We start from the raw sequence: 21,748 nt of genomic DNA, 5'->3' as shown, positions 1-21,748 counted from the left end.
CTGGACTACTGTTCACATATGTCCAGAATGAAGACGACGGTTCAAGAGGGAGGCCAAGATGAAAACCACCACCCGCGTGGCAGTGATCGGCGGCGGCGTTGTCGGCTGCTCCGTTCTTTACCACCTGACCAAGCTCGGCTGGTCCGATGTCATGCTGATCGAACGCTCGGAGCTCACCTCCGGCTCCACCTGGCACGCGGCGGGCGGCTTTCACACGCTGAACGGCGACACCAACATGGCGGCGCTGCAGGGCTACACCATCAAGCTCTACCGCGAGCTGGAAGCACTCACCGGCATGTCCTGCGGGCTGCACCACGTCGGCGGCATCACCCTCGCCGACAACCAGGAACGGTTCGACATGCTGAAGGCGGAGCGCGCCAAGCACCGCTTCATGGGGCTGGAGACCGAAATCATCGGTCCTGAAGAGGTGAAGAAGCTCTCGCCGATCACCAATACCGACGGCATCCTCGGTGCGCTCTACGATCCGCTCGATGGCCACCTCGATCCCTCCGGCACCACCCACGCCTACGCCAAGGCCGCACGCATGGGCGGCGCCACGATCGAGACCCACTGCAAGGTGGTGGAGACCAACCAGCGCCCCGACGGCACTTGGGACGTGGTGACCGAAAAGGGCACCATCCACGCCGAACACGTGGTAAACGCTGGCGGCCTCTGGGCGCGCGAGGTCGGCGCCATGGCCGGCATCTACTTCCCGCTGCACCCGATGGAGCACCAGTATATCGTCACCGACGAGGTGCCCGAGATCGCCGCCATCATCGACGCGGGCGGCGAGCACCCGCACGTGATGGACCCGGCCGGCGAAAGCTACCTGAGGCAGGAGGGCCGCGGCCTCTGCATCGGCTTCTACGAACAGCCCTGCAAACCCTGGGCGGTGGACGGCACGCCCTGGGACTTCGGCCACGAACTCCTGCCCGACAATTTCGACAAGATCGAGGACTCCATCGCCTTCGCCTACCGCCGCTTCCCGGCGCTGGAGCGCGCGGGCGTCAAATCGGTGATCCACGGCCCCTTCACCTTCGCGCCAGACGGCAACCCTCTGGTCGGCCCGGTGCCGGGGATGCGGAACTACTGGTCCGCCTGTGCGGTGATGGCCGGCTTCTCCCAAGGCGGCGGCGTCGGCCTGATGCTCGCGCAATGGATGGTCGAGGGCGAATGCGAGCGCGACACCTTCGCGATGGACTGCGCCCGCTTCGGCAACTGGATCACCCCGGGCTACACCCGCCCCAAGGTGATCGAGAACTACCAAAAACGCTTCTCCGTCGCCTACCCGAACGAGGAGCTGCCCGCCGCCCGCCCGTTCCGCACCACACCGATGTACGACATCTTCGATCGCATGGGCGCGGTCTGGGGCGCGCAATACGGGCTGGAAGTGCCGAACTACTTCGCCGCAGACGGCGAACCCCGGTACGAGACCCCCTCCTTCCGCCGCTCCAACGCCTTTGACGCCACCGCGCGCGAGGTGAAGGCCGTGCGCGAAGCTGTTGGAATCAATGAGGTTCACAACTTCGGCAAGTACCGCATCACCGGCCGCGGCGCCCGCGCCTGGCTCGACCGCATCATGGCGGGCCGCGTGCCGCAGCCGGGCCGCCTGTCGCTTACCCCGATGCTCTCCCCTCGGGGTCGGCTGATCGGCGACTTCACCATCTCCTGCCTCGCCGAAGACGAGTTCCAGCTCACCGCCTCCTACGGCGCGCAGGCCTATCACATGCGCTGGTTCCAGCAGCACGCGCAGGAGGGCGTTCGGGTGGAGAACATCTCCGACAGCCGTACCGGTTTCCAGATCGCGGGCCCCCGCGCCCGCGACATTCTGCAGGCCTGCACGCGGCAAGACATTTCGGAGATGCGCTTCATGGACGTGCGCCGTCTCACCGTGGGTATGGCAGACTGCATCGTGCAGCGGGTCAGCTACACCGGCGGGCTCGGGTATGAAATCTTCTGCGACCTGCCCAGCCAGCGCGCGCTCTGGACCGCGCTGTGGGAGGCAGGCCAACCGCACGGCATGAAACCCTTCGGCATGCGCGCGATGATGTCGCTCCGGCTCGACAAGTACTTCGGCTCGTGGCTGCGGGAGTTCTCCCCCGACTATACCGCCGCCGAAACCGGGCTCGACCGTTTCATCTCCTTCAAGAAGCCCGCGGATTTCATCGGCCGCGCCGCCGCCGAGGCCGAGCGGGACGCCGGACCTGCCCGACGGCTCTGCGCCTTCGAGGTGGAAACGGACGACGCCGATGTGGTGGCCTATGAGCCGATCTGGCTTGAGGACGCCGTGGTCGGCTTCTGCACGTCGGGTGGCTACTCGCATTACGCGCAGAAATCCGTCGCCCTGGGCTTCGTGCCGACGGACCGCATCGAGGACGGTCTGCAGGTGGAAATTGAAATCCTGGGAAAGCGGTACAAGGCGCGCCTGATGACCGAGCCGCTGTTTGACGCCGACGGCGCCCAAATGCGTGGATGAAACCGCCCCGGGCAGGACAACAATGCTGACCTGCCTGCGCGCCGTTGCCTGAGCGGCGCGCGCTCCCCGCTGAGTTGGCCGCAACGGATACGTCAGGGCCGCTACCCGAATGTTTCGCGCGCGAAACATCTGGTCATCGGTGCTGACCTATCCACGGCTACCGCCTCTCGGCTTGCGCCTGTGGGCGATCGCTGATTTCCTCGGTGCCGATCACGCCTGCCGCGAGCGCAGGGCCGTTCCACCGGTTGCCAAGGACCCGATACAGATGACCACGATTTCCATCCTTCTGCTCGCCGCCGGTGCCTCCTCTCGCATGAAAGGACGTGACAAGCTGCTGGAGGTGGTTGACGGCCAGCCCCTGTTGTCGGTGATGTGTCGCCGGGCCACGCTGACGGGACTGGTCACCTACGTCACGCTGCCTGGCCTCGACCATCCGCGTGCTGACCACATCGGCGCGGCGCGGCCCGTCGAAGTCCCCGACGCCTCAGACGGCATGGCAGCCTCTATCCGCCGCGGCGTGGCGGCGCTGCCAGTGGCGACCAATGCAGTGATGATACTGCCTGCCGATATGCCGGAGATCACCACTGATGACCTGCTGTCCATCGCCGCGAAAGCGCCTGAGCATGACGGACAAATTCTGCGCGCCTGCACGGCAGACGGAAAACCGGGGCACCCCGTCCTGTTTCCCCGCCGCTGCTTTGCCGCGCTGCAAGGTTTGCCGGGCGACCAGGGCGCCCGCCCGCTGCTGGTTCGTGAGACGGTTCATCCCGTGCCCCTGCCCGGCAACCGGGCGCTGACGGATCTGGACACGCCCGAAGACTGGGCCAGATGGCGTAGCACTGAACAGCGCTGACCCGAGCCCCCGACTCACGCACGGATCACCCAAGGCGACAATACGGAAAGGGCGGGACCTAAAGCCCCGCCCCGCCACATCTTGCCAGCTGCCGCAACCTCCCCCAAGGCTGCGACTGCACCTTTCAGTGCACCAGAAGATGTGCCTCATGCTTGCGCAGCGCGCGGCGTGCGGCGGCGTAGCTTATCCGGCCCTGTTCGGACTTCAGTTCCGGGAACAGTGCGAACAATTCGTTGCGCTGCGCATTGTCCAGTCCACGCAGGGAATGGTCGCCCGGCTGGAAGCTTTCGGTCCAGGCCCCGTCAGACAACACCACTTCGTGCTGGTCGAACATGAAGTGGATATAGGTCACTTGCGAGGTCGCCACCTGGTCCACACCATCCAACCCGGTGAGATGCTTGGCCGCCACCAGAACCTCGCGATCTTCGAAATACAGCGCGGTCTTGTCGTTCGCGATCAGCACGCGGTGGTTGGGGCTGACCATCATGTCACGTTCCGGCAACCCGTTGCCCAGAGCGCCCTGACGGATCAGGACCGGTTGCAAATGCTCCGCGTCCGCCAGGTCGGCGGCTGCCAGGGCGCGGCTTCCGATCCACCGGATCTCCTGAATGCCGTTGTCACGGGTGATGACCCTGTCACCGACCTTCAGCTCCTCGACACGGCGTTCACCATCGGGGGTCGCGATCAGAGTCCCGGGCGTAAAGCAGGGCACCACCACGCGTTCGATCTCGTAGAACTCCGCGCTGCCGGTGGCGTGGCCCTCGGCATCGAAGAACGTCACCGTCCCATTTTCCGGGTTGCTGGCATCATAGGTCACGCTGAGGCTGCCACCGGGGTTCTGCGCCTCGGCGGCACCGGTCAGATCCAGGACGTCGTTGTCGGACCCATCCGGGTCCTCTCCACCATAGACGACGTCACCGGCACTGATCCCGGTAAAGCTGTCCGACCCGACGCCGCCGTAGGCGCGGTCCTCGCCGTCCCCCGCGCCGAGGTCGATGGCGTCATTGCCGCGCCCACCGCGCAGCAGATCGTCGCCCTGCCCGCCGCGGATGACGTCATCGCCGCTGCCACCAAGGACGGTGTCATCATCGATGCCCGCGTCGATGGTGTCATTGCCGCTGCCGCCCCGGATCAGGTCGTCATCGTCCTGACCATAGATCACGTCATCCCCGGCACCGCCGTGGATGATGTCCCGGCCGTTGGTCGGGTCCGGATCCGCAGGGCGTCCGTCGCTGCCATCATCGGTGATGTTCAGCCGGTCCGAAACTGACGGATCCAGGCCACCGTAAATGGTGTCGTTGCCGCTGCCGCCGACAAGCGTGTCGGAGCCTTCGCCGCCGATCAGCACATCGTCGTCTGCGCCGCCGTCTATACTGTCGTCGTCGATGCCGCCATCAAGCACATCCATGCCGCTGCCGCCATCGATCACATCGGCATCATCGCCCGTGGTGACGGTGTCATTGCCGGCACCGGCAATGACCGTATCGCGATCATCGTAGGGGTCACCATCAGCAGGCACATAGGGGATGTTCGGATTGGTCCCGCTGTAGCCCGGAAAGCCACGGTCGGGCAGCGCGTCACCGCCGGACGTGTCAATGACATCATCCCCGGCCCCGCCTTCAACCGAATCGGAGCCGTCGCCGCCCTCGACGGTATCATCCCCGGCGCCCGCAATGATGGTGTCGTCACCCTCGCCGCCGACAAGGCTGTCGTCGCCGCCATAGACCGCGCCTTCGGGATCGGAGGCATAGTCATAATGCGCGTTGTCTAACCGCGCCCCCGAGGTTCCGAGGTCGACGGTCAGCAAGACGTCGTCATAATCCTGGTCGCCCAGATTAGCCATGTCCTCAAAGCCGATCGAGACCGAACCGTCCGGGTTCTGGCCGAAGCCACCGGTGTGCGGCAGCCCATCCGAGTTCAGAGATGCATTCGCACCATAGCCGGAGGAATAGAAGGTGCCGCCCGGCCCGGAAATGCCGATCCCGACCAAGGCACCTTCCGGGGCGTGATAAGTGAAGACCTGACCGACATTGTCCTTTGCACTGGCGGTCAGCTCGACGATATCGCCGATTTCGCCGGTCGCAGGGTCGATCGTGTAGGCAAAGACACTGTTCACGTACCCGCCGTTGTTGGCGTCGATGCGAACGCTGATCGCGCTGGAGCCACCGGAATGTCCATCGCCGTGGATCACGTCATCACCACTGCCGCCGTGCACGGTATCCTGTCCGGACCCGGCATAAACAGTGTCGTCACCGCTACCGGCTTCGATCACGTCATCGTCGGGGCCTGCCGCAGGGTCGATGGCATCGCCATTATCGACCATGTCGCCTTCAGGGTCGCCGGTATAATCCCCATCAATCAGGTCATTGCCGCCGGTCCCCTCGACGATTCCGTCGCGACCGTTCTCAGGCTCGTCAACAATCGTGGTCATCAAACACTCTCCTTACCGATCTGGCCCCAAGCCCCTTCCCGGGACCAGCCGAACAGCCGCACGCTTATGCGGAACCCTGAATAAAATCCGCTCATCCAAACCGGCGTTCTGCACGAAGCCACCGCGCCGCGCATCAAAACCGGCGCGCGGTGGCGATGCCTTCACCTGCCGTTCCGTCACCGCGACAATGCAACCAGACGAACGTCCGGGCGTCTTTGCGGGCCGACAATCCAGCAGCGTACAGCGCTTGCCCCCCAGATGGGCTGAAACATGCTTACTTGAGCCTCGCGGCTCCACAAAGAATAAAAATTTCCTTAAACCTGCATTAACTGGGGCCGCAGCCAATCCCTTTCGCGTCGCGTCCGTCCTGACGGTCGCCATTGTTTCCACTTTGGAACCAACGACGGGGAATTTCCAAAAGCAAACGACGCCTATCGCCGGAAATCCGGGGAAACCGGACCCTTTTGGCATTCAATTGGCCAAAAATTGGAAACAGACGTCAAAGCCTGACCAGGCGGAACGCAGATCAGTCAATGGTTAACAGCACTTTCCGTAAAGTCACTCATCTTCGCCCAATTGGGGAAAATAGCATGCTTTGTTTCCAGAAACGGAAACGCTGCGGGCTGGGCTCACGAATCAGTCACAAGCGAAAACGGTCAAGCGCAAAGAAAAAAAGTTGAATACTTTAACAATTGCCGCGCGGGAAAACTCAAAGTCGAGTTGGGCGCACCATCCCATAATCGGCATCTTACGTATCCCTGACAAAAGGTCGTCAGCACCCAACGCAGCCGGTCAACACTGAAACACCAGCGGTGCCACTAAGGTCGGATCGCGATGATTGGGGTTATGGCGGAGAGACAGGGATTCGAACCCTGGAGACGGTTTCCCGCCTACACACTTTCCAGGCGTGCGCCTTCGACCACTCGGCCACCTCTCCGTTGAGGGGGCTTTTGAAGGATTGCGGGGAGAAATGCAAGAGCTGAATCAGCAAAAAATTCACTTATCCCCGAAAACCGTCTCAGCCCTCCAGATGCAGGTATATCCTTCGGTTCTGCTTGCCTTTTTTCTCGATCTTCCCGATCCGGATCCGACCAATTTCCGCAGTACGTCCGACATGGGTGCCACCGCAGGGCTGCAGGTCCACCTGTTCATCCTCGGTACCGATACGCACCAGGCGCACCCGGCCCGCTCCGCGGGGAGGTGCGACGGACATGGTTTTGACAAGCTGTGGATTTGCATCGAGCTCGGCGTCGGTGATCCAGTCATCGCCGACATCCAGATCGCGGTCGATCAGCGCCTGCAGTTGCTCTTGCACCGCCTGTTTGTCGGCCGGGGCTTCGGGCATGTTGAAGTCGAGCCGCCCCTTCTCGGCGGTGATTGCCCCGCTCGATACCGGGAAGGGTATCACGACCGAGAGGAGGTGCAGGGCCGTGTGCACGCGCATGTGGCCATAGCGCCGCTGCCAATCCAGCGTCTGGGTGACGGTCGCGCCGACCTCGGGCGGTACGTCGCCGTCTGCCAGCACCAGCACAATACCGCCCGCCTCGCCCTTCTGGGTGGTCGAGACATGGCATTGCCCGCCCGCCCAGCTGAGCTGCCCGGTGTCGCCGGGCTGACCGCCGCCGGTGGGATAGAACAGGCTGCGGTCCAGCACGACTCCGATCTGCCCGTCTCCCAGATCTACGTGGGCCTGCACCCGCCCCTCTGCGGTTCGGGCATAGGCGTCGCTGTCAAACAGCCTTTCACTTGTCGACATCCGAATCCCCTTCGTCAGCGTCGTCCGTCAGGTTCAAATCCTCCGCATCCGGTTTCAGAGGCGCCGAGGATGGGGGCATCGCGCGCCCGCCTGCCCCAGCCACGCCCGAAGCGGCCAGCGCCTCGGGGTTGCGAATCCAGATGTCGCGTTGTGCGTAGGGAATTTCGATCCCTTCTTCCTGGAACCGTTTGGCGATCTCGTAGTTCATGTCGGATTTCACGGACAGAACCCAATTCACATCGCGCAGGATCGCACGGATCTCAAAGTTGAGACTGTCGGCACCAAACCCTTGGAACACCACCGAGGGAGCAGGGTTCAGCAGCACCATCGGGTGCGCACGCGCGATCTCGCTCAGGATGGCCTCGACCTTGCGCGGATCAGTGTCATAGGCCACGCCGACCGGAACGATGACCCGACCGACAGTGTTGCCGCGGGTGAAGTTGGTGACGGTGCCGGAAATCAGGTCTGAGTTGGGCACGATCACGTCCGAGCGATCGAAGGTCTCGATCCGGGTTGAGCGGACCGAGATGTCCCGCACGTAACCCATCAGGCCACCGACCTCGATCCAGTCGCCCTTGGAGATCGGCCGCTCAATCAGCAGGATGATGCCCGACACGAAGTTCGAGACGATGTTCTGCAGACCGAAACCGATACCGACCGACAGGGCACCCGCGACATAGCCAAGCGCCGTGAGATCAATGCCCGCGCTGGTTATCGCGGCCAGAGCGGCGAGAAAGATACCGACGTAGCCCAGCCCGGCGGTGATCGCATTCTGCCCGCCGGCATCGATTCGGGTTTTCGGGAGCAACGAGTTGCGAAGCGACCCCTGAACCAGCCGGGTGACCGTGTAGCCCGCACCAAAGACGATGGCGAAGGTCAAAAAGGCCGTCGGCGAGATCTGCACATCGCCGACACTGAAACCGGCCAGGAACTTCGACCAAAGCTCCGTCAGGTCCGCCACCCGGGCGCCCCAGATGAGCGCGAGCAGCGGCAACGATACCGCCGCCAGCGCAAAGCCGAGCATGACCGAAACCAGCGATTCGCGAGCGTCCTGCCCCTGCCCCGACAACCAGCCATAGAGGTCATCGAGGAACCGGTGCACCACCAGAAGGGCCGCGAGCAGCGCCAGGGTGGAAACCGCCGGGAAGATCAGCGCCTCGGCAGCGTTGACATAACCAAAGGCTGCCAGAACGGGCGCGATGAACCCCAGAAGATAGCTGCCGCGGCGCACGATCGAAATGACGCGGTTCGCGCCCGCCGTGAGGGCGCCATCTTCCTCGGTATCGGTTTCAGCCTGTTTCTGGCGCTGCTTGACGCCGATGCGGTGCAGGCGCAGCAGAACCAGGGCCGCCGCCAGGATGAGCGGGAAGCTGAGCGCCGAATGCGCCTCCGGCGGCAGGTTGTCGATGACCTCCAGCTGTCGGAGCACGTCCTGCGCCACAAGGATCAGCGCTAGGATGTCCACCATCAGGCGGGTTTCATTCAGCCGACCTTCCTGTACCGGCACCAGTTCGTTTTCGATGCGGCTGGAAAACAGCTGATTGCCGAGCCAATGGAACGACAGGATCAGCAACGCCCAGCCCGGGACGTAATCCAGCAGGATCGAGCCGCGGATCCCCAGGACACCCGACAGGTTGACAGCCGCCACCAGGCAGATGATGCCGACGAACGGCAAAATGACCTCCAGCAGCGATACCACGAAGGTCCACACGCCGCGGCCACTGCTGCCGAAGCTGCGCAGGTATTCGCCCGCCCGATGCGCCCAAGGGCGCCCGCGCAGCAATAACAGAAGCGAGATCGTCAGCAGGAAGAGCAACGCCGGCAGGCTGTTCTGAATGCGTTCCCGCGTGGTGGCGCTGCCGATCTTGTAGGCGGTTTCGTTCCAGAGCGCGGTGCCCGAGCGCGCTAGCGCCCGCCAGGCCTCCCCCCAATGTTCAGGGTTGAGCGGCGACGGGCCGCGCTCCAGCAAGGTTCGGGTGCGGCGCTCGCGGATGATCTTGTCGATTTCCGCGATCAACCCGTTGGCCCGGTTATAGGCCTCTTCGGAGACGATGCGCGGTACTTTCAGCTCGTTCAGCTGGCTTTGCAGCGATGCACGCAGCTGGGCGATGTCTTCGGGTTCGGTTTCCCCCTCCCCGGGGGCAGGTCCGAGGGCCTCAAGCTGACTTTCCAGGGTGCGGATCCGGTCACCGTTGTCGGTCCGGGCCTCAAGAAACTCCTGGCGGTAACTGGTCAGCTCCAGCCGCAGGGCTTCCATTGCGGCGCTGGAGGCGCGGTTGGCGTCAATGACCTCTTCGGCGCGTTCCGCGGTCTTGAGCCATTTCTGATAGGCGGCCCGCGATTCTTCGCTCAGCTGGGCCATGGCAGGCATGACAAGGCTGGCCATCAAGGCCAGCCCCAGCAGCAATGCCCGCAAAGCGGTTATGATAGGTGTCATACGTCCTCAAAAACGCCGGGAATCGAGGCGGGTGCATGGGTCATCCACTCCGGCACCGGCAAATCCTTTTCCCGCAGGAAGTCCGGGTTGAACAGTTTCGACTGGTAACGGGTGCCGTAATCACACAGCACCGTGACAATGGTCTTGCCCTTCCCCATGTCCTTGGCCATGCGCACGGCACCGGCGATGTTGATCGCGGACGAGCCGCCCAGCACCAGGCCTTCTTCGTGCAGCAGGTCAAAGACATAAGGCAGCGCTTCGGCGTCAGGCACCTGATAGCTGAAATCGGGCGTAAAGCCTTCGAGGTTCTTGGTGATGCGGCCCTGGCCGATGCCCTCGGTGATCGAGCTGCCCTCGGACTTCAATTCGCCCTCGGTGTAATAGGAGTAGAGCGCCGCGCCCAGCGGATCGGCGAGACCGAACTTGACGCCCTTGGGCTGCAATGCCTCGGCAACGCCCGCCAGCGTGCCGCCGGACCCAACGGCGCAGACAAAGCCGTCAACCTTGCCACCGGTCTGCTCCCAGATCTCCGGGCCGGTGGTTTCCACATGGGCCTGGCGGTTGGCGACGTTGTCGAACTGGTTGGCCCAGATCGCGCCGTTCGGCTCGGTCTTGGCCAGTTCCTCGGCCAGCCGCTGGGAATAGCGCACGTAGTTGTTGGGGTTCTTGTAGGGGGCCGCAGGCACCTGAACCAGCTGCGCGCCAGCGAGGCGCAGCATGTCTTTTTTCTCTTCCGACTGGGTTTCCGGTATCACGATAACCGTCTTGAACCCCATCGAGGCCCCAACCAGGGCTAGGCCGATGCCGGTGTTGCCGGCGGTGCCTTCGACAATGGTGCCTCCCGGCTTCAGCTCACCACGGGCGATCGCATCCTTGATGATGTAGAGCGCGGCGCGGTCCTTGACGGACTGGCCGGGATTCATGAATTCCGCCTTGCCCAGGATCTCGCAGCCGGTCTCTTCGCTGACGCGGTTCAGGCGGATAAGAGGTGTGTGGCCGATGGCATCAGCCAGATCGCGTGCAATGCGCATGGTATCCCTTTCAATCGTTCCCCTCAGGTGTAGCCAAGCCATCAGGCGACCACAAGCAGCGAAGCGGTCACAGATGCATGGCGCGCAGACGTTCCCGGTGGCGTGACAGCCACAATGCGCAGATCATCAGCGGCAAATCCTTGTAGGCCTGCTCGTCGACCCTCAGCATCAGCGTGTCGTAGCTGATGATCTCGCTGCGGATGTCTTCTCCCTCCCCCGCCATGCCGCCACCTCCGTTGAGGTCGGACAGATCACACAGGCCGACAAACACATGGATGAATTCGGCCAGCGCGCCGCTGGAAGGATAGGCCCGCGTCACCACTTCGAGCTGCCGGATGGCAACGCCTGCCTCTTCCTGCGCTTCGCGAATGGCCGCCTGCTCGGCAGTTTCGCCCGGATCGATGACCCCGGCCACCGGCTCCCACATCCACGGGGACGTGTCGCCCATGATGAAGGGCGGTGCCCGGAACTGTTCGACCAGCAGCACCTGGTCCCGCTGGGGGTCATAGGGCAGAACCACGGAGGCATGGCCGACCATTGCGGCGCCGCGATTGATGACCGAGCTGAGGCTGCCGTCATAGCGACGGAACTGCAGGTCCATTTCCTCCATCGCAAAGAAGTTCATGTAGGCGCGTTTGTGATCATGCACCACGACGTCGCGCGCCGGATCATGCGCCGGATCGGCCGGGCGGGCCTGTCCCGCCAACCAGGCCGCCGCGCGACGGCGGATCGAGGGAAAGACGCGAGCCACTTCCTGCGCAGTCATCCGGCCCTGATAGGCCATGACTTCCTCGGCCGCGCGCAGGGAAAGCGCCCCCCACTGCCGCACCCATTCCTCCAGGTCCCAAGGATCGCCGGTCTGCCACAACCCCGGCTCGGGGAAATAGACCTGCGCGACAGCCTCGCTGCCGTCGGCAAGCTGCACCGTGACACGCTCCAGCGCATAGTCGAACCCGCCTTCATAGAAGTTCAACGCGGCCAGATCCGCATCAGACAGCCCCCGCGCAAGCAGGCCATCCGCGCTGCATCCGGCCCGCGCCTCGATCGCGGGGAAAGGTTGATCCTTGACCCAGAAAACGCCGTAGCCGGGCAGCTGCGCGGGCACGGCATCCAAATCTTCGCCTTTGCGACCCAGCACCAGTTCGAGCAGCGGGAGATGGCGCAGCGTGCCATAGAAAAACAGATCAGCCACGTGTCATAACCTATTGATAAGTTGTTTAAAATCAGCGCCATCGTCGAAAGGCGTTTTCGGTCACCAGGCCCGCCAGGATGCCGCCCGTGATCAAGGTCAGCATGACGCTGGGCACAGCGATAACAAAGAAGTACTCCAGCGCAATAACAAAAATTGCCGAAAGCGCTTCGAACGGGCCATCGTAGCGATGGCGCATGGCCAGACGAAACATCTCCCATGTGCCCTGCGCGAACAGCGCCCAAAGCACCATCACCGCCATGCCGGTGAGACCGTTGTTGATGGCAGGCACCACCCCGCGTCCGGCGCGCCGCCCCATGAAGATCCAGCCAGACAGCAGCCCGAGGGCGACATTCACATGTACGAAATAGCCGAAATCCGTGCCCTCCGGCAGCAGCGGCATCACCAGGTAGGACACCACGAAAGCCACCGCGCCCAAGGATATGGCGGCGATCAGGCGGGCGGCTGTAGGCATGGGCGCGGTTCCGTTGTCAGGCCTGCCCGGTTCAGCGATGGGCCAGGGTAATCTGCGTTACGTCGCAATTTCCCGTTTTAAAGGCTGCCGCGCAAGAGGTCAGGTAAAAGTTCCACATTTTGTGGAACCGCTCGTCAAACCCCAGGGCCGCGATCTGGTCCCAGCGTGCATTGAAGGTCTCATGCCAGCGCCGCAATGTCTGGTCGTAACTGTCGCCAAACTCGATCTTGCGCACCACCCCCAACCCGGCCTGTTCCACCTGCTCGCGCAGCGCTGAAGGCGAAGGCAGCATGCCACCGGGAAAGATGTATTTCTGGATGAAGTCCACGCCGCGGCGATAGACCTCCCATCGGCGGTCGGCAACGGTGATGATCTGCAAGGTGGCCCGTCCGCCCGGTTTCAGCCGGTCACGCACCGCGGCAAAATAGGTCGGCCAGTATTTCTGCCCAACGGCCTCGAACATCTCGATCGAGGCGACGCCGTCAAACTGGCCCCGGCAGTCGCGGTAATCCTGCATCCGCAGTTCGACCTGATCAGAAAGCCCTGCATCATCAATGCGTTGACGTGCAAAGCTCAGCTGTTCCTTGCTGATTGTCAGCCCGGTTACCCGCAGGCCGCGTTCGCGGGCCGCGTATTCCGCGAACCCGCCCCAGCCGCAGCCGATTTCAAGCACGTGATCGCCGGGCTTTACGCCCATCTGATCGACGAGGGAGGCGTATTTGGCAATCTGCGCCGCTTCCAGACTTTGCTGGCCGGTGGTGAACAGCGCGCTGGAATAGGTCATCGTGTCATCCAGCCACAGGCGGTAGAAGTCATTCCCGAGGTCATAGTGATGCGAGATGTTCTTGCGCGCTTGGCGACGGTGATTGCGGTGCAGCCAGAAGCGCAGCCGTTCATAGGCACGCAACAGGGCGCGGCCCTGGAACCCGTCATAAACCGTGTCGGCGCCCATATGCACCAGATCCATGAACGCCTGCAGGTCCGACGTGCTCCACCATCCGTCAAGGTAGGCATCCGAGAAGCCCAGATCACCTTCGCGGATCAGCCGGGTGAAGCAATCCGGGTTGTGAATGCGCAGATCCGCGGCCGGGCCGGGGTTCGCCCCCACGGTCCGAAAGATGCGACCATCGGGCAAGTGGATGTCCAGCTGTCCGACCTCCATCCGCTGCACCTGCGCAAAGACCGGTGCAAAGTAGCGCGGCAGATCGCTGTGGCCTTCGGTCTGTGTGAAGATCATTCCGCACCTCCTCGGCATCCTTACAAAATGCTAGGGCGCGGAACGCTTTGTGGCAAGAAAACTGTGCGTTAGCCCGCGTTGCGCATGTTCTGATAGGCTGCCAGCGCCCGTTCACGTCCGTGCTGCAGGCTGATGACGGGGGTCGCGCGCGCCATGTCCGGCGTCAGGTTCCAGCTGCGCGGCACGGCGTCGAAAAAGGCAAGAGCCTCCTCGGGCGGCGCGCTCTGTCCTTCGGCGATCCAGCGGCTGGTATAAACGCCCTTCGCGTCGAATTTTTGCAGCTGGCCATCGGGGTTGAAGATGCGAAAGAACGGCGAAGCATCGGGGCCGCACCCCGCCACCCATTGCCAGCCCATCGCATTGCTGGCCGGATCCCAGTCCACCAGTGTTTGCGCGAACCAATCCATTCCACATTTCCAGTGGATCATCAGGTGTTTGGACAGAAAGCTGGCAACGATCATCCGCGCACGATTGTGCATCCTGCCGGTCACGTAGAGCTCGCGCATGGCGGCATCCACGAAATCATAGCCAGTCTGGCCGCGTTGCCATGCGGCCAAATTGTCCCTGTCCTCCTTGCGCCAGGGAAATTGGCCCCATTCATCGCGCCAGCTACGGGTCAGGATATGTGGTGAATGATAGAGCAGATGGTAGGCGAACTCGCGCCAGACCAGTTCCTTGAGGAAGGTCTCGGCGCCCTGCCCGCCGCGCTGCATGGCCGCGCGCGCCTGATGCCACATGCGATGCGGGCTGATCTCGCCCCAGGCCAGGTTCTCTGACAGGCCAGAGGTGGCATCCTCCGCCGGAAAGTCGCGGCGTTCCTTGTAGGCATCCACCCGCTGCTCGAGGAAGTCCGATAGCCGGTTCAGCGCGGCCGTCTCACCCACGTGACAGAAACGGGCGACTACGTCGCCCCCGCGCGACATTCCCGCATCGAGCGCCCAATCCGCCAGCGCCTCGCTCTTGGGCCATGCCTTTGGCGCGGGCAGGCTGTTCGGGGCGGGCAGAAGATCCGCAACGTCGCGGCTGCGTACCGATTTCCAGAACGGCGTGTAGACCTTGAACATGCCGCCGGCCTTGGTCTCGACCGTCCATGGTTCAAACAGCAGTCGACCGCTAAAGGATTTTGCGTCGATCCCCTGCGCCTTCAGCAGCTGTTTCGCCTCGCTGTCGCGCGCGATGGCCTCTGGATCATAAAGACGCGACCAGACGACCATCTTCGCGCCAGTCTCGGCGCACAGTTTCTCCAGCACCGCGGCGGCGGCGCCACGCCGCAGGATGAGGCGCGAGCCGAGCCCTTCCAGCACCTGCTGAAAATGCTCCAGCCCCCGCCCCAGACGGAACTTGGGCGCAGCGCCCAGCGCCTCTTCCTGCGGATCCAAGATATAAACCGGCAGCATCGGCCCGCCGTGTTCGAGCGCCGCCTTCAACGCCGGGTTGTCATGCAGGCGAAGGTCGCGCCTGATCCACCAGATCACGGGAGGGCAGCTGCTCATGGTCTATCCTTTGGTCTTGGTGCGTTAGAGCACGCGGTCCAGCGCCTCGGTCAGCTTCTCGACCTCGGCGCTTGAGGTGTAATGGGTGAAACTGATACGCAGCACGCCCTGCGCCGGATCACCCCCCATAGCCTCCAATGGCCGTTGGGCATAAAAATCACCGCCGCCCGCCATGATGCCGAACTCAGCAAGATGCGCCGCCACCGGTTCAGCCGGGCGTCCCAACGCCAGCGCCACAGTGGGCGCACGCCGGGTGGCGTCCGAAGGCCCCAGAAGCCGCAGATCGTTCCGCGCCACGAGCCTGTCCAGCAAGGGCTGCAGCAAGTCCACCTCGTGAGCGCGCATCAGGTCGTGGACAAAAGCCCCGGTTTCGGCGGTATCGCCCTGATGACCGTGATGGGCCGCCAGCGCCTCGAAATAATCCGCGATCCCTGCACAGGCTGCGACCTGGGCGTGGTCCGGACCCGCGGGCGTGAAGCGTTTGTACAGCGTGTCGCCGTTGAAGTGATGCGCCTGGTTCGGCAGCAGCTCCCCCAGCACCCGGCGGATCACCATCACCCCCTGGTGCGGCCCATAGGTCTTGTAGGCGGAGAACAGGTAAACATCGGCCCCCAGGTCATCCACGTTCGGCAGACCGTGCGGCGCATATGACACCCCGTCGACACAGACAAAGGCACCGGCGGCATGGGCGATGGCGGTGATTTCGGCAACCGGGTTGATCTCTCCCACGACGTTGGAGCAATGCGGAAAACAGACCAGACGCACCTTGTCATCCAGCAGGTTTTCCAGCTGCGCCGGATCCAGGCTCCCGGTCTGCGGATCGATCTGCCATTCGCGGACCTCGATGCCTGCGTCCGCCAGCCGCCGCCAGGGGCCGCTGTTCGCCTCGTGGTCCTGATTGGTGACGACAATCGCCTCGCCCGGCTTCAGGAACTGGCGGAACGCCTGCGCCAGCACATAGGTGTTTTGCGTGGTCGAAGGGCCAAAGCTCAACTCCTCGGTCGCAACGCCCATCAATGCAGCCAACCGGCTGCGAGCCTCGTCCATCTCGGCCCCTGCCAGACGCGAGGCTTCGTAGGGGGCATAGGGCTGCACCTTGCGCTGGGTGTAAAAGCGGGTCAGCCGGTCGATTACCTGTCGACAAGTGTAGGAGCCGCCCGCGTTTTCAAAGAACGCCTGCCCCTGAAGGGGTGGCTCGGAAAAAGCGGGGAACTGTGCCCGTACGAAATCAATATCCAAAACGCTCATCGCATGTCTCCTCAATCGCTGCGGGTCGGGGGCCGACTGCACATGTCAGGGGCACCCCGGGCATGGCAGGTCTTCCAGCCGAGCCGCGCTCCCGCATCAGGATTGAGGGACCGTCGGCAGTCCTGCAAGTCAGAAACGTCAGACCAGGACACAACCTGCGTAGCGGACCCGCCGCCCGGCGGTCAACCGGGATTGCGCGGTATGCGTCGCCGCGCCCGGGCACTCGCGCAGCCGACATGAAAAAGGCCCCGACGAACGCCGGGGCCTTTCTGGTTACGCACGATGGGCCTGCTTACTTGAGGCGTCGCTCACGGGCCAGGCCGATGAAGACCGACACGCACATCAGCACCAGCACGATTGCGAAGGGGAAACCGGTCGCAATGGCGGCGGCCTGAAGCGCGCCGAGGCCGCCCCCCAGCAGGAGCACAACGGCGATGGCCCCTTCCAGAATGCACCAGAACACACGCTGGGCGGTCGGCGCATCGGTCTTGCCGCCGGCGGTGATGGTATCGATCACCAGCGACCCGGAGTCGGAGGAGGTCACGAAGAACACCACCACCAGGATGACACCGACGAAAGACAGAATGCCGGTCAGCGGGAAGGTCTCAAACAGTTTGAACATCTTCAGCTCAAGCGCCGCATCCTGCAGGGCCTGCCCTGTTTCGCCCATGACCAGATCCAGTGCCGCACCGCCAAAGACGCTCATCCACAGGGCGCCGACAACTGTCGGGATCAGCAGAACGCAGGTGACGAACTCCCGCACCGTACGCCCGCGCGAGATACGCGCGATGAACATGCCGACGAAGGGCGACCAGGAGATCCACCATGCCCAGTAGAAGGTGGTCCAGCCCTGCATGAAGTTGGTGTCATCCCGGCCAACCCAGTTCGACAGTTCCGGCAGGTAGACCACGTAATCCACCAGATTGGTAAAGAAGCCGGAGAGGATCGCCACAGTCGGGCCAACGAGGAGAACCAGCACCAGCAGAACGGCTGCGAGAATCATGTTGGCTTCGGACAGACGCTTGACGCCCTTTTCCAGGCCGGCCACCACGGACACCAAGGCAAACAGCGTGATCGCCACGATCAGCGCCACCTTCATACCGTCGGTCAGCGGCACGCCGAACAGGTAGTTCAGACCGGCCAGCGCCTGCGACGCCCCCAATCCGAGCGAGGTTGCGAGGCCGAAAATGGTGGCGAACACCGCCAGCACATCGACGATATGCCCCATCACGCCCCAGGTCGCCTCGCCGAACAGCGGGTAGAACACCGAACGCATGGTCAGCGGCAGGCCACGGTTGAAGGAAAAGAAGGCAAGCGCCAGGGCAACGATCGCATAGACCGCCCAGGGGTGCAGGCCCCAGTGGAAGATGGTCGATGCCATCGCCAGAGAGCGCGCCTGTTCCGGGTTCTCTGCGGCGGCGCCGAGCGGTGCCCAGTCGGTGCGCAGCCCATCCTCGCCAACGGCGGTGCCGCCGACGGAGGCGCCGAAATGCGAGATCGGCTCTGCAACGCCCCAAAACACCAGACCGATGCCCATGCCCGCGGCAAACAGCATCGCGAACCACCCGGCATAGGAGTAGTCCGGCCGTGCGTCATCGCCGCCGAGGCGAATCTTGCCGTAGGGGGACACCACCAGGAACAGCGAAAACAGCACAAAGATGTTCGTCGAGATCATGAAGACCCAGTCGAACTTGCTGGTCAACGTCGGGCGCAGCCAACCAAAGAATTCGGAGGCCTGCTCCTTGAACACCAGCGAAAAGAAGACGAATGCGACGATGGTCACAGCCGAAATGGCAAACACCGGGTTATGTACATCCAGTCCCAGTACCTGGATATTGTCCTGCCCGACCTCATAGTCGGCATCGGACTCAGTAGATTCTGTCGTCATGACTTGTCTCCCCGTTTAGTCAGTCCTTCTGTCATCCGCAGGATCCGCCGCCGACGGAGCCGAAATTGAGACTCCAATCCGCGAAAAAGCGACATTGCCACAGATTTGTGACAGACCAGCCCCGTGGCGTGTGCGCAAACCTGCGCATCCATGCCGCAATCCTATGGCCATCGCGCCCGTCCACCGCCGACAAAATACAATCAAAGCGCGATCTCCACGCCGCACGTCGGCAGGGACAGGACGGCAAAAGCCTCCTGCGAGCGGGCTACCTAACAGCAATGATCAGGATCGTAAAACAGACAGCCCGGGATCGGGCTGAACCGGCTTCTGCCTGCGGCGCAACAGCGTCAGGACGCTGTGTCGAAGCGCGCTGAGGAAGCAGCAGCGAAAAGAGAGGGGCGGTCCAAAGACCGCCCCCTGTCAAATTTATGCAAATGCTGTGCGCGCCGCGTCAGGCGTTCACGTCGACCACGACGCGGCCCTTGACCTGCCCCTTGAGAATGCCTTTGCCAAGCTCCGGCAGGTCTGCGAGCGTCGCGGGCTGCACCATCGCCTCAAGCTTGTCCATCGGCAGGTCGCTGGCGATGCGCTGCCAGGCGCGCTGGCGGTTGGCGAAGGGCTGCATCACCGAGTCGATGCCCAAGAGGTTCACGCCGCGCAGGATGAAGGGGGTGACCAGCGCGCCGTCGATGGCGGCGCCGCCTGCAAGGCCGATGGCGGCAACCGAGGTGCCGTATTTCATCTGCTTCAGCACCCGGCCCAGCATCGCGCCGCCAACCGCATCGACACAGCCCGCCCAGCGCTCGCTCTCGAGCGGCTTGCGGGTGACTTCGGTCAGCTCGTCACGCGCGACGATCTCGGTGGCGCCGAGCGATTTCAGGTAGTAGGCCTGCTCCGGGCGGCCGGTGACGGCGGCGACTTCGTAGCCGAGGTTGGCGAGGATCGCGGTGGCAACCGAGCCGACACCGCCGGCAGCGCCGGTCACCAGCACGGGGCCGTGGTCCTTTTCCATTCCCTGATCTTCCAGCGCCATCACGGCCAGCATCGCGGTCAGGCCCGCGGTGCCCACGGCCATCGCCTGGCGGGTGTCCAGCCCCTCGGGCAGCGGCACCAGCCAGTCGGCCTTGACCCGCGCCTTCTGGGCGTAGCCGCCCCAATGCGCCTCACCCACGCGCCAGCCGGTGAGCACCACCTTGTCGCCGGGCTTGTAGCGGTCATCGGAGGAGGCCTCCACGGTGCCTGCAAAGTCAATGCCCGGCACATGCGGGTACTTGCGCACCAGACCGCCGCCGGGCCCGATGCAGAGCCCGTCCTTGTAGTTCACGGTGGAATAGTCCACCGCCACGGTGACCTCAGCCTCGGGCAGCATGTCCTCGGTGATGTCCTCGACCGCGGCAACGGGCTTTTCGTCGCCTTCCTTACGTACGACCAGAGCTTTCATCCTGTCTCCTTTCCGCGGGGCTTTCCCGCTGTTTCCTTTTGGCGCCTGCGGGCGCCGTCAAATCCAGAAGCCGGGCTTCACCTCGGCCCGGCGCATGCCCAAGGGCGTCTCCACCTCCAGAACCGTGCCCGCATCCCAGTGCGAGCGCGCGACCATGGCAATCGACACATTGGTGGCAAAGTCCGGCGACCAGGTGGCGGTGGTGACCTGCCCCACCTGCTTGCCATCTGCGATCAGCGGCCAGGGCGCGGTGATCGGCGGGATCTCCCCGCTGATCTCAACCGGGCGGATCTGCTGCTTGGGCTCGGACCGGGCCATCAGGCCCGCCTTGCCGATGTAGTCGCGCGGCGAGTTGACGAATTTGCCCAGCCCGCATTCGAAGGGCGTGTTCTCGCGCGTCATGTCATTGCCGTAGCTGAGCAAGCCGCCCTCGACCCGTTCCATGGTGGAGGGGCAGCCCGCACGCACCTCGAGGTCCGCCCCCGCTGCAAACAGCGCGTCCCACAGCGGCATGCCGTAGTGGCTGCCTTCGACGTAGATCTCGAAGCCGCCCTGCCTGGAGTAGCCCGAGCGCGCCACCACGAAGCTGGTGTCCTGGAACGCCAGACGCTTGTAGCGGAAGAAGCGGATCGACCGCGCCTCCTCGCCGAAGACGCGGGCCATCAGCTCATCGGCCTTGGGGCCTTGCACCGCCAGCGGGCTCACGTCCGGCTCCCACACCCGCACATCCAGCGCCAGCGCATCGGCGATGCCGAGCACGTAGTGCAGGTAGTCGCTGTCGGCGACCGAGATCCAGTAGTGGTCCTCGGCCAGTTTCACCAGCACGGGATCATTGAGCATGCCGCCGTCGCGGTCGATGGCGGGCATGTAGTAGCACTGGTCCGCCGCCATGCCGTCGAGGTCACGCGGGCTGATCAGGTCGAGCAGCTTGCGCGCGTCCCGCCCCTGCACCGCAACCTGGCGCTCGCAGGCGACGTCCCAGACCTGCACATGGGTCTTCAGGTGGCGGTAGTCCTCCTCCTGGCTGGCAAAGACCGACGGCAGGATCATCCGGTTGTAGACGGTGCAGACTTTCATGCCCGCCGCCTCGACGCCGGGGGAGAAGGGCGTGCGCCGGACGCGGCGCGAGGGGAAGATGCTGGCCATGCCCTGCCCTCCGCCTACTTGGGCCCGTGCCAGTCGATCTGGCAGATCTCGGCCGAGCGGCCGTCGAAATCCCAGACCCGGCCGAAGGCGCGCACGCGGCCCTTGGTGGCCTTGGCCACGGTGATGTCGGGACCCATCCAATATTCGGTGTTGGTGACGACAATGTCCTTGCCGTCCTTGCCCTCAACCGGCACCACCGATCCCTGGATCTTCTTGCCGACCATCAGGCGGCGCTCCTTGCCTTCGGTTTCGAACACCACGGGGGCGCGTTCGGCGCCGAGGAACTCGCTCACCAGAAGCGAGAACAGGCCGGTGGTGCCGCGGGCAGCGCCGGAGAAGATGTTGACCAGCCCGTCATAGGCAGCTTCCGAGGCGCGCTCGTCGATGAAGGCGGCGGCCTTCCAGTTGCCGCGGCCCATGTTGCCCGGGATCTCGAGAAACAGGCCGACGTTCAGGCCCGAGAGGTCCTCTTCGCCGTAGCTGCCTTCGTCGATGCGCACGCCCGCCCAGGCCTGGCAGTGGCCTTCGGTCGGCGGATGCTGGCCCAGCGATACCACGCAGGGGCAGAAGACGGTGCAGTTGCAGTTGAGGATCAGCTCCCCCTTGATGGTCCAGGGCACGGTGCCCACTGCTGCGTCGAGTGCCAT

At 63.8% G+C, this 21,748-nt stretch carries 15 protein-coding genes and 1 tRNA gene; 2 read left to right on the top strand and 14 right to left on the bottom strand.

All coding sequences use genetic code 11. The annotated features are described in order from the left end of the window. Positions 1 to 58 precede the first annotated feature (58 nt). Both ACZ52D_RS14490 and ACZ52D_RS14485 read left to right on the top strand, forming a co-directional pair. The gene (locus ACZ52D_RS14490; protein ID WP_464441739.1) at positions 59 to 2,476 is read left to right on the top strand and encodes a GcvT family protein; all 2,418 of its coding nucleotides are present in this window, start codon (positions 59 to 61) and stop codon (positions 2,474 to 2,476) included. 109 nt (positions 2,477 to 2,585) lie between these two features. After that, complete coding sequence (locus ACZ52D_RS14485; protein WP_464441738.1) at positions 2,586 to 3,329, top strand: nucleotidyltransferase family protein; 744 nt, start codon at positions 2,586 to 2,588, stop codon at positions 3,327 to 3,329. A gap of 124 nt (positions 3,330 to 3,453) precedes the next feature. Here ACZ52D_RS14485 and ACZ52D_RS14480 read toward each other — a convergent pair whose 3' ends face one another. The 14 genes from ACZ52D_RS14480 to ACZ52D_RS14415 all read right to left on the bottom strand — a co-directional run bounded on the left by ACZ52D_RS14480 (position 3,454) and on the right by ACZ52D_RS14415 (position 21,748). Then, a complete protein-coding gene (locus ACZ52D_RS14480) occupies positions 3,454 to 5,760 on the bottom strand; it encodes a Hint domain-containing protein (protein ID WP_464441737.1) in 2,307 nt (768 codons plus the stop codon). 847 nt (positions 5,761 to 6,607) lie between these two features. After that, a tRNA-Ser gene (locus ACZ52D_RS14475) sits at positions 6,608 to 6,697 on the bottom strand. 81 nt (positions 6,698 to 6,778) lie between these two features. Then, entirely contained in the window at positions 6,779 to 7,516 is a 738-nt protein-coding gene (locus ACZ52D_RS14470) for an alanyl-tRNA editing protein (protein WP_464441736.1), read from the bottom strand. Next, entirely contained in the window at positions 7,503 to 9,953 is a 2,451-nt protein-coding gene (locus ACZ52D_RS14465) for a DUF3772 domain-containing protein (RefSeq protein WP_464441735.1), read from the bottom strand. Before ACZ52D_RS14465 ends, ACZ52D_RS14470 begins: the two co-directional genes overlap by 14 nt. After that, the gene (locus tag ACZ52D_RS14460; protein ID WP_464441734.1) at positions 9,950 to 10,984 is read right to left on the bottom strand and encodes a cysteine synthase A; all 1,035 of its coding nucleotides are present in this window, start codon (positions 10,982 to 10,984) and stop codon (positions 9,950 to 9,952) included. Before ACZ52D_RS14460 ends, ACZ52D_RS14465 begins: the two co-directional genes overlap by 4 nt. A 67-nt stretch (positions 10,985 to 11,051) precedes the next feature. Next, complete coding sequence (locus ACZ52D_RS14455) at positions 11,052 to 12,176, bottom strand: NUDIX domain-containing protein (protein WP_464441733.1); 1,125 nt, start codon at positions 12,174 to 12,176, stop codon at positions 11,052 to 11,054. A 31-nt stretch (positions 12,177 to 12,207) separates the two neighbouring features. Continuing rightward, positions 12,208 to 12,648: a TrgA family protein gene (locus ACZ52D_RS14450; protein ID WP_369928977.1), complete on the bottom strand. Its 441-nt coding sequence runs from the start codon at positions 12,646 to 12,648 to the stop codon at positions 12,208 to 12,210. A 31-nt stretch (positions 12,649 to 12,679) separates the two neighbouring features. Then, positions 12,680 to 13,885, bottom strand: a complete 1,206-nt coding sequence (locus tag ACZ52D_RS14445; RefSeq protein WP_464441732.1) for a class I SAM-dependent methyltransferase — start codon at positions 13,883 to 13,885, stop codon at positions 12,680 to 12,682. Positions 13,886 to 13,953: 68 nt separating this feature from the next. Then, positions 13,954 to 15,378, bottom strand: coding sequence for a cryptochrome/photolyase family protein (locus tag ACZ52D_RS14440; protein ID WP_464441731.1), 1,425 nt, complete (start codon positions 15,376 to 15,378; stop codon positions 13,954 to 13,956). Between the two features lie 24 nt (positions 15,379 to 15,402). Next, on the bottom strand, positions 15,403 to 16,626 hold the full coding sequence (locus ACZ52D_RS14435; RefSeq protein ID WP_464441730.1) for an aminotransferase class V-fold PLP-dependent enzyme: 1,224 nt from the start codon (positions 16,624 to 16,626) through the stop codon (positions 15,403 to 15,405). Positions 16,627 to 16,918: 292 nt separating this feature from the next. After that, entirely contained in the window at positions 16,919 to 18,514 is a 1,596-nt protein-coding gene (locus ACZ52D_RS14430) for a BCCT family transporter (protein WP_222453353.1), read from the bottom strand. A gap of 451 nt (positions 18,515 to 18,965) precedes the next feature. After that, positions 18,966 to 19,955 (bottom strand): acryloyl-CoA reductase, encoded by a 990-nt coding sequence (gene acuI / locus ACZ52D_RS14425; RefSeq protein WP_464441729.1) that lies wholly within the window; start codon positions 19,953 to 19,955, stop codon positions 18,966 to 18,968. Positions 19,956 to 20,012: 57 nt separating this feature from the next. Continuing rightward, complete coding sequence (locus ACZ52D_RS14420) at positions 20,013 to 21,101, bottom strand: dimethylsulfoniopropionate demethylase (protein ID WP_464441728.1); 1,089 nt, start codon at positions 21,099 to 21,101, stop codon at positions 20,013 to 20,015. Positions 21,102 to 21,115: 14 nt separating this feature from the next. Beyond that, complete coding sequence (locus tag ACZ52D_RS14415) at positions 21,116 to 21,748, bottom strand: DUF1326 domain-containing protein (RefSeq protein ID WP_464441727.1); 633 nt, start codon at positions 21,746 to 21,748, stop codon at positions 21,116 to 21,118.

This window comes from Leisingera sp. S2M4 (genome assembly GCF_055398055.1).
This window is presented reverse-complemented; position numbering and strand designations above follow the sequence as displayed.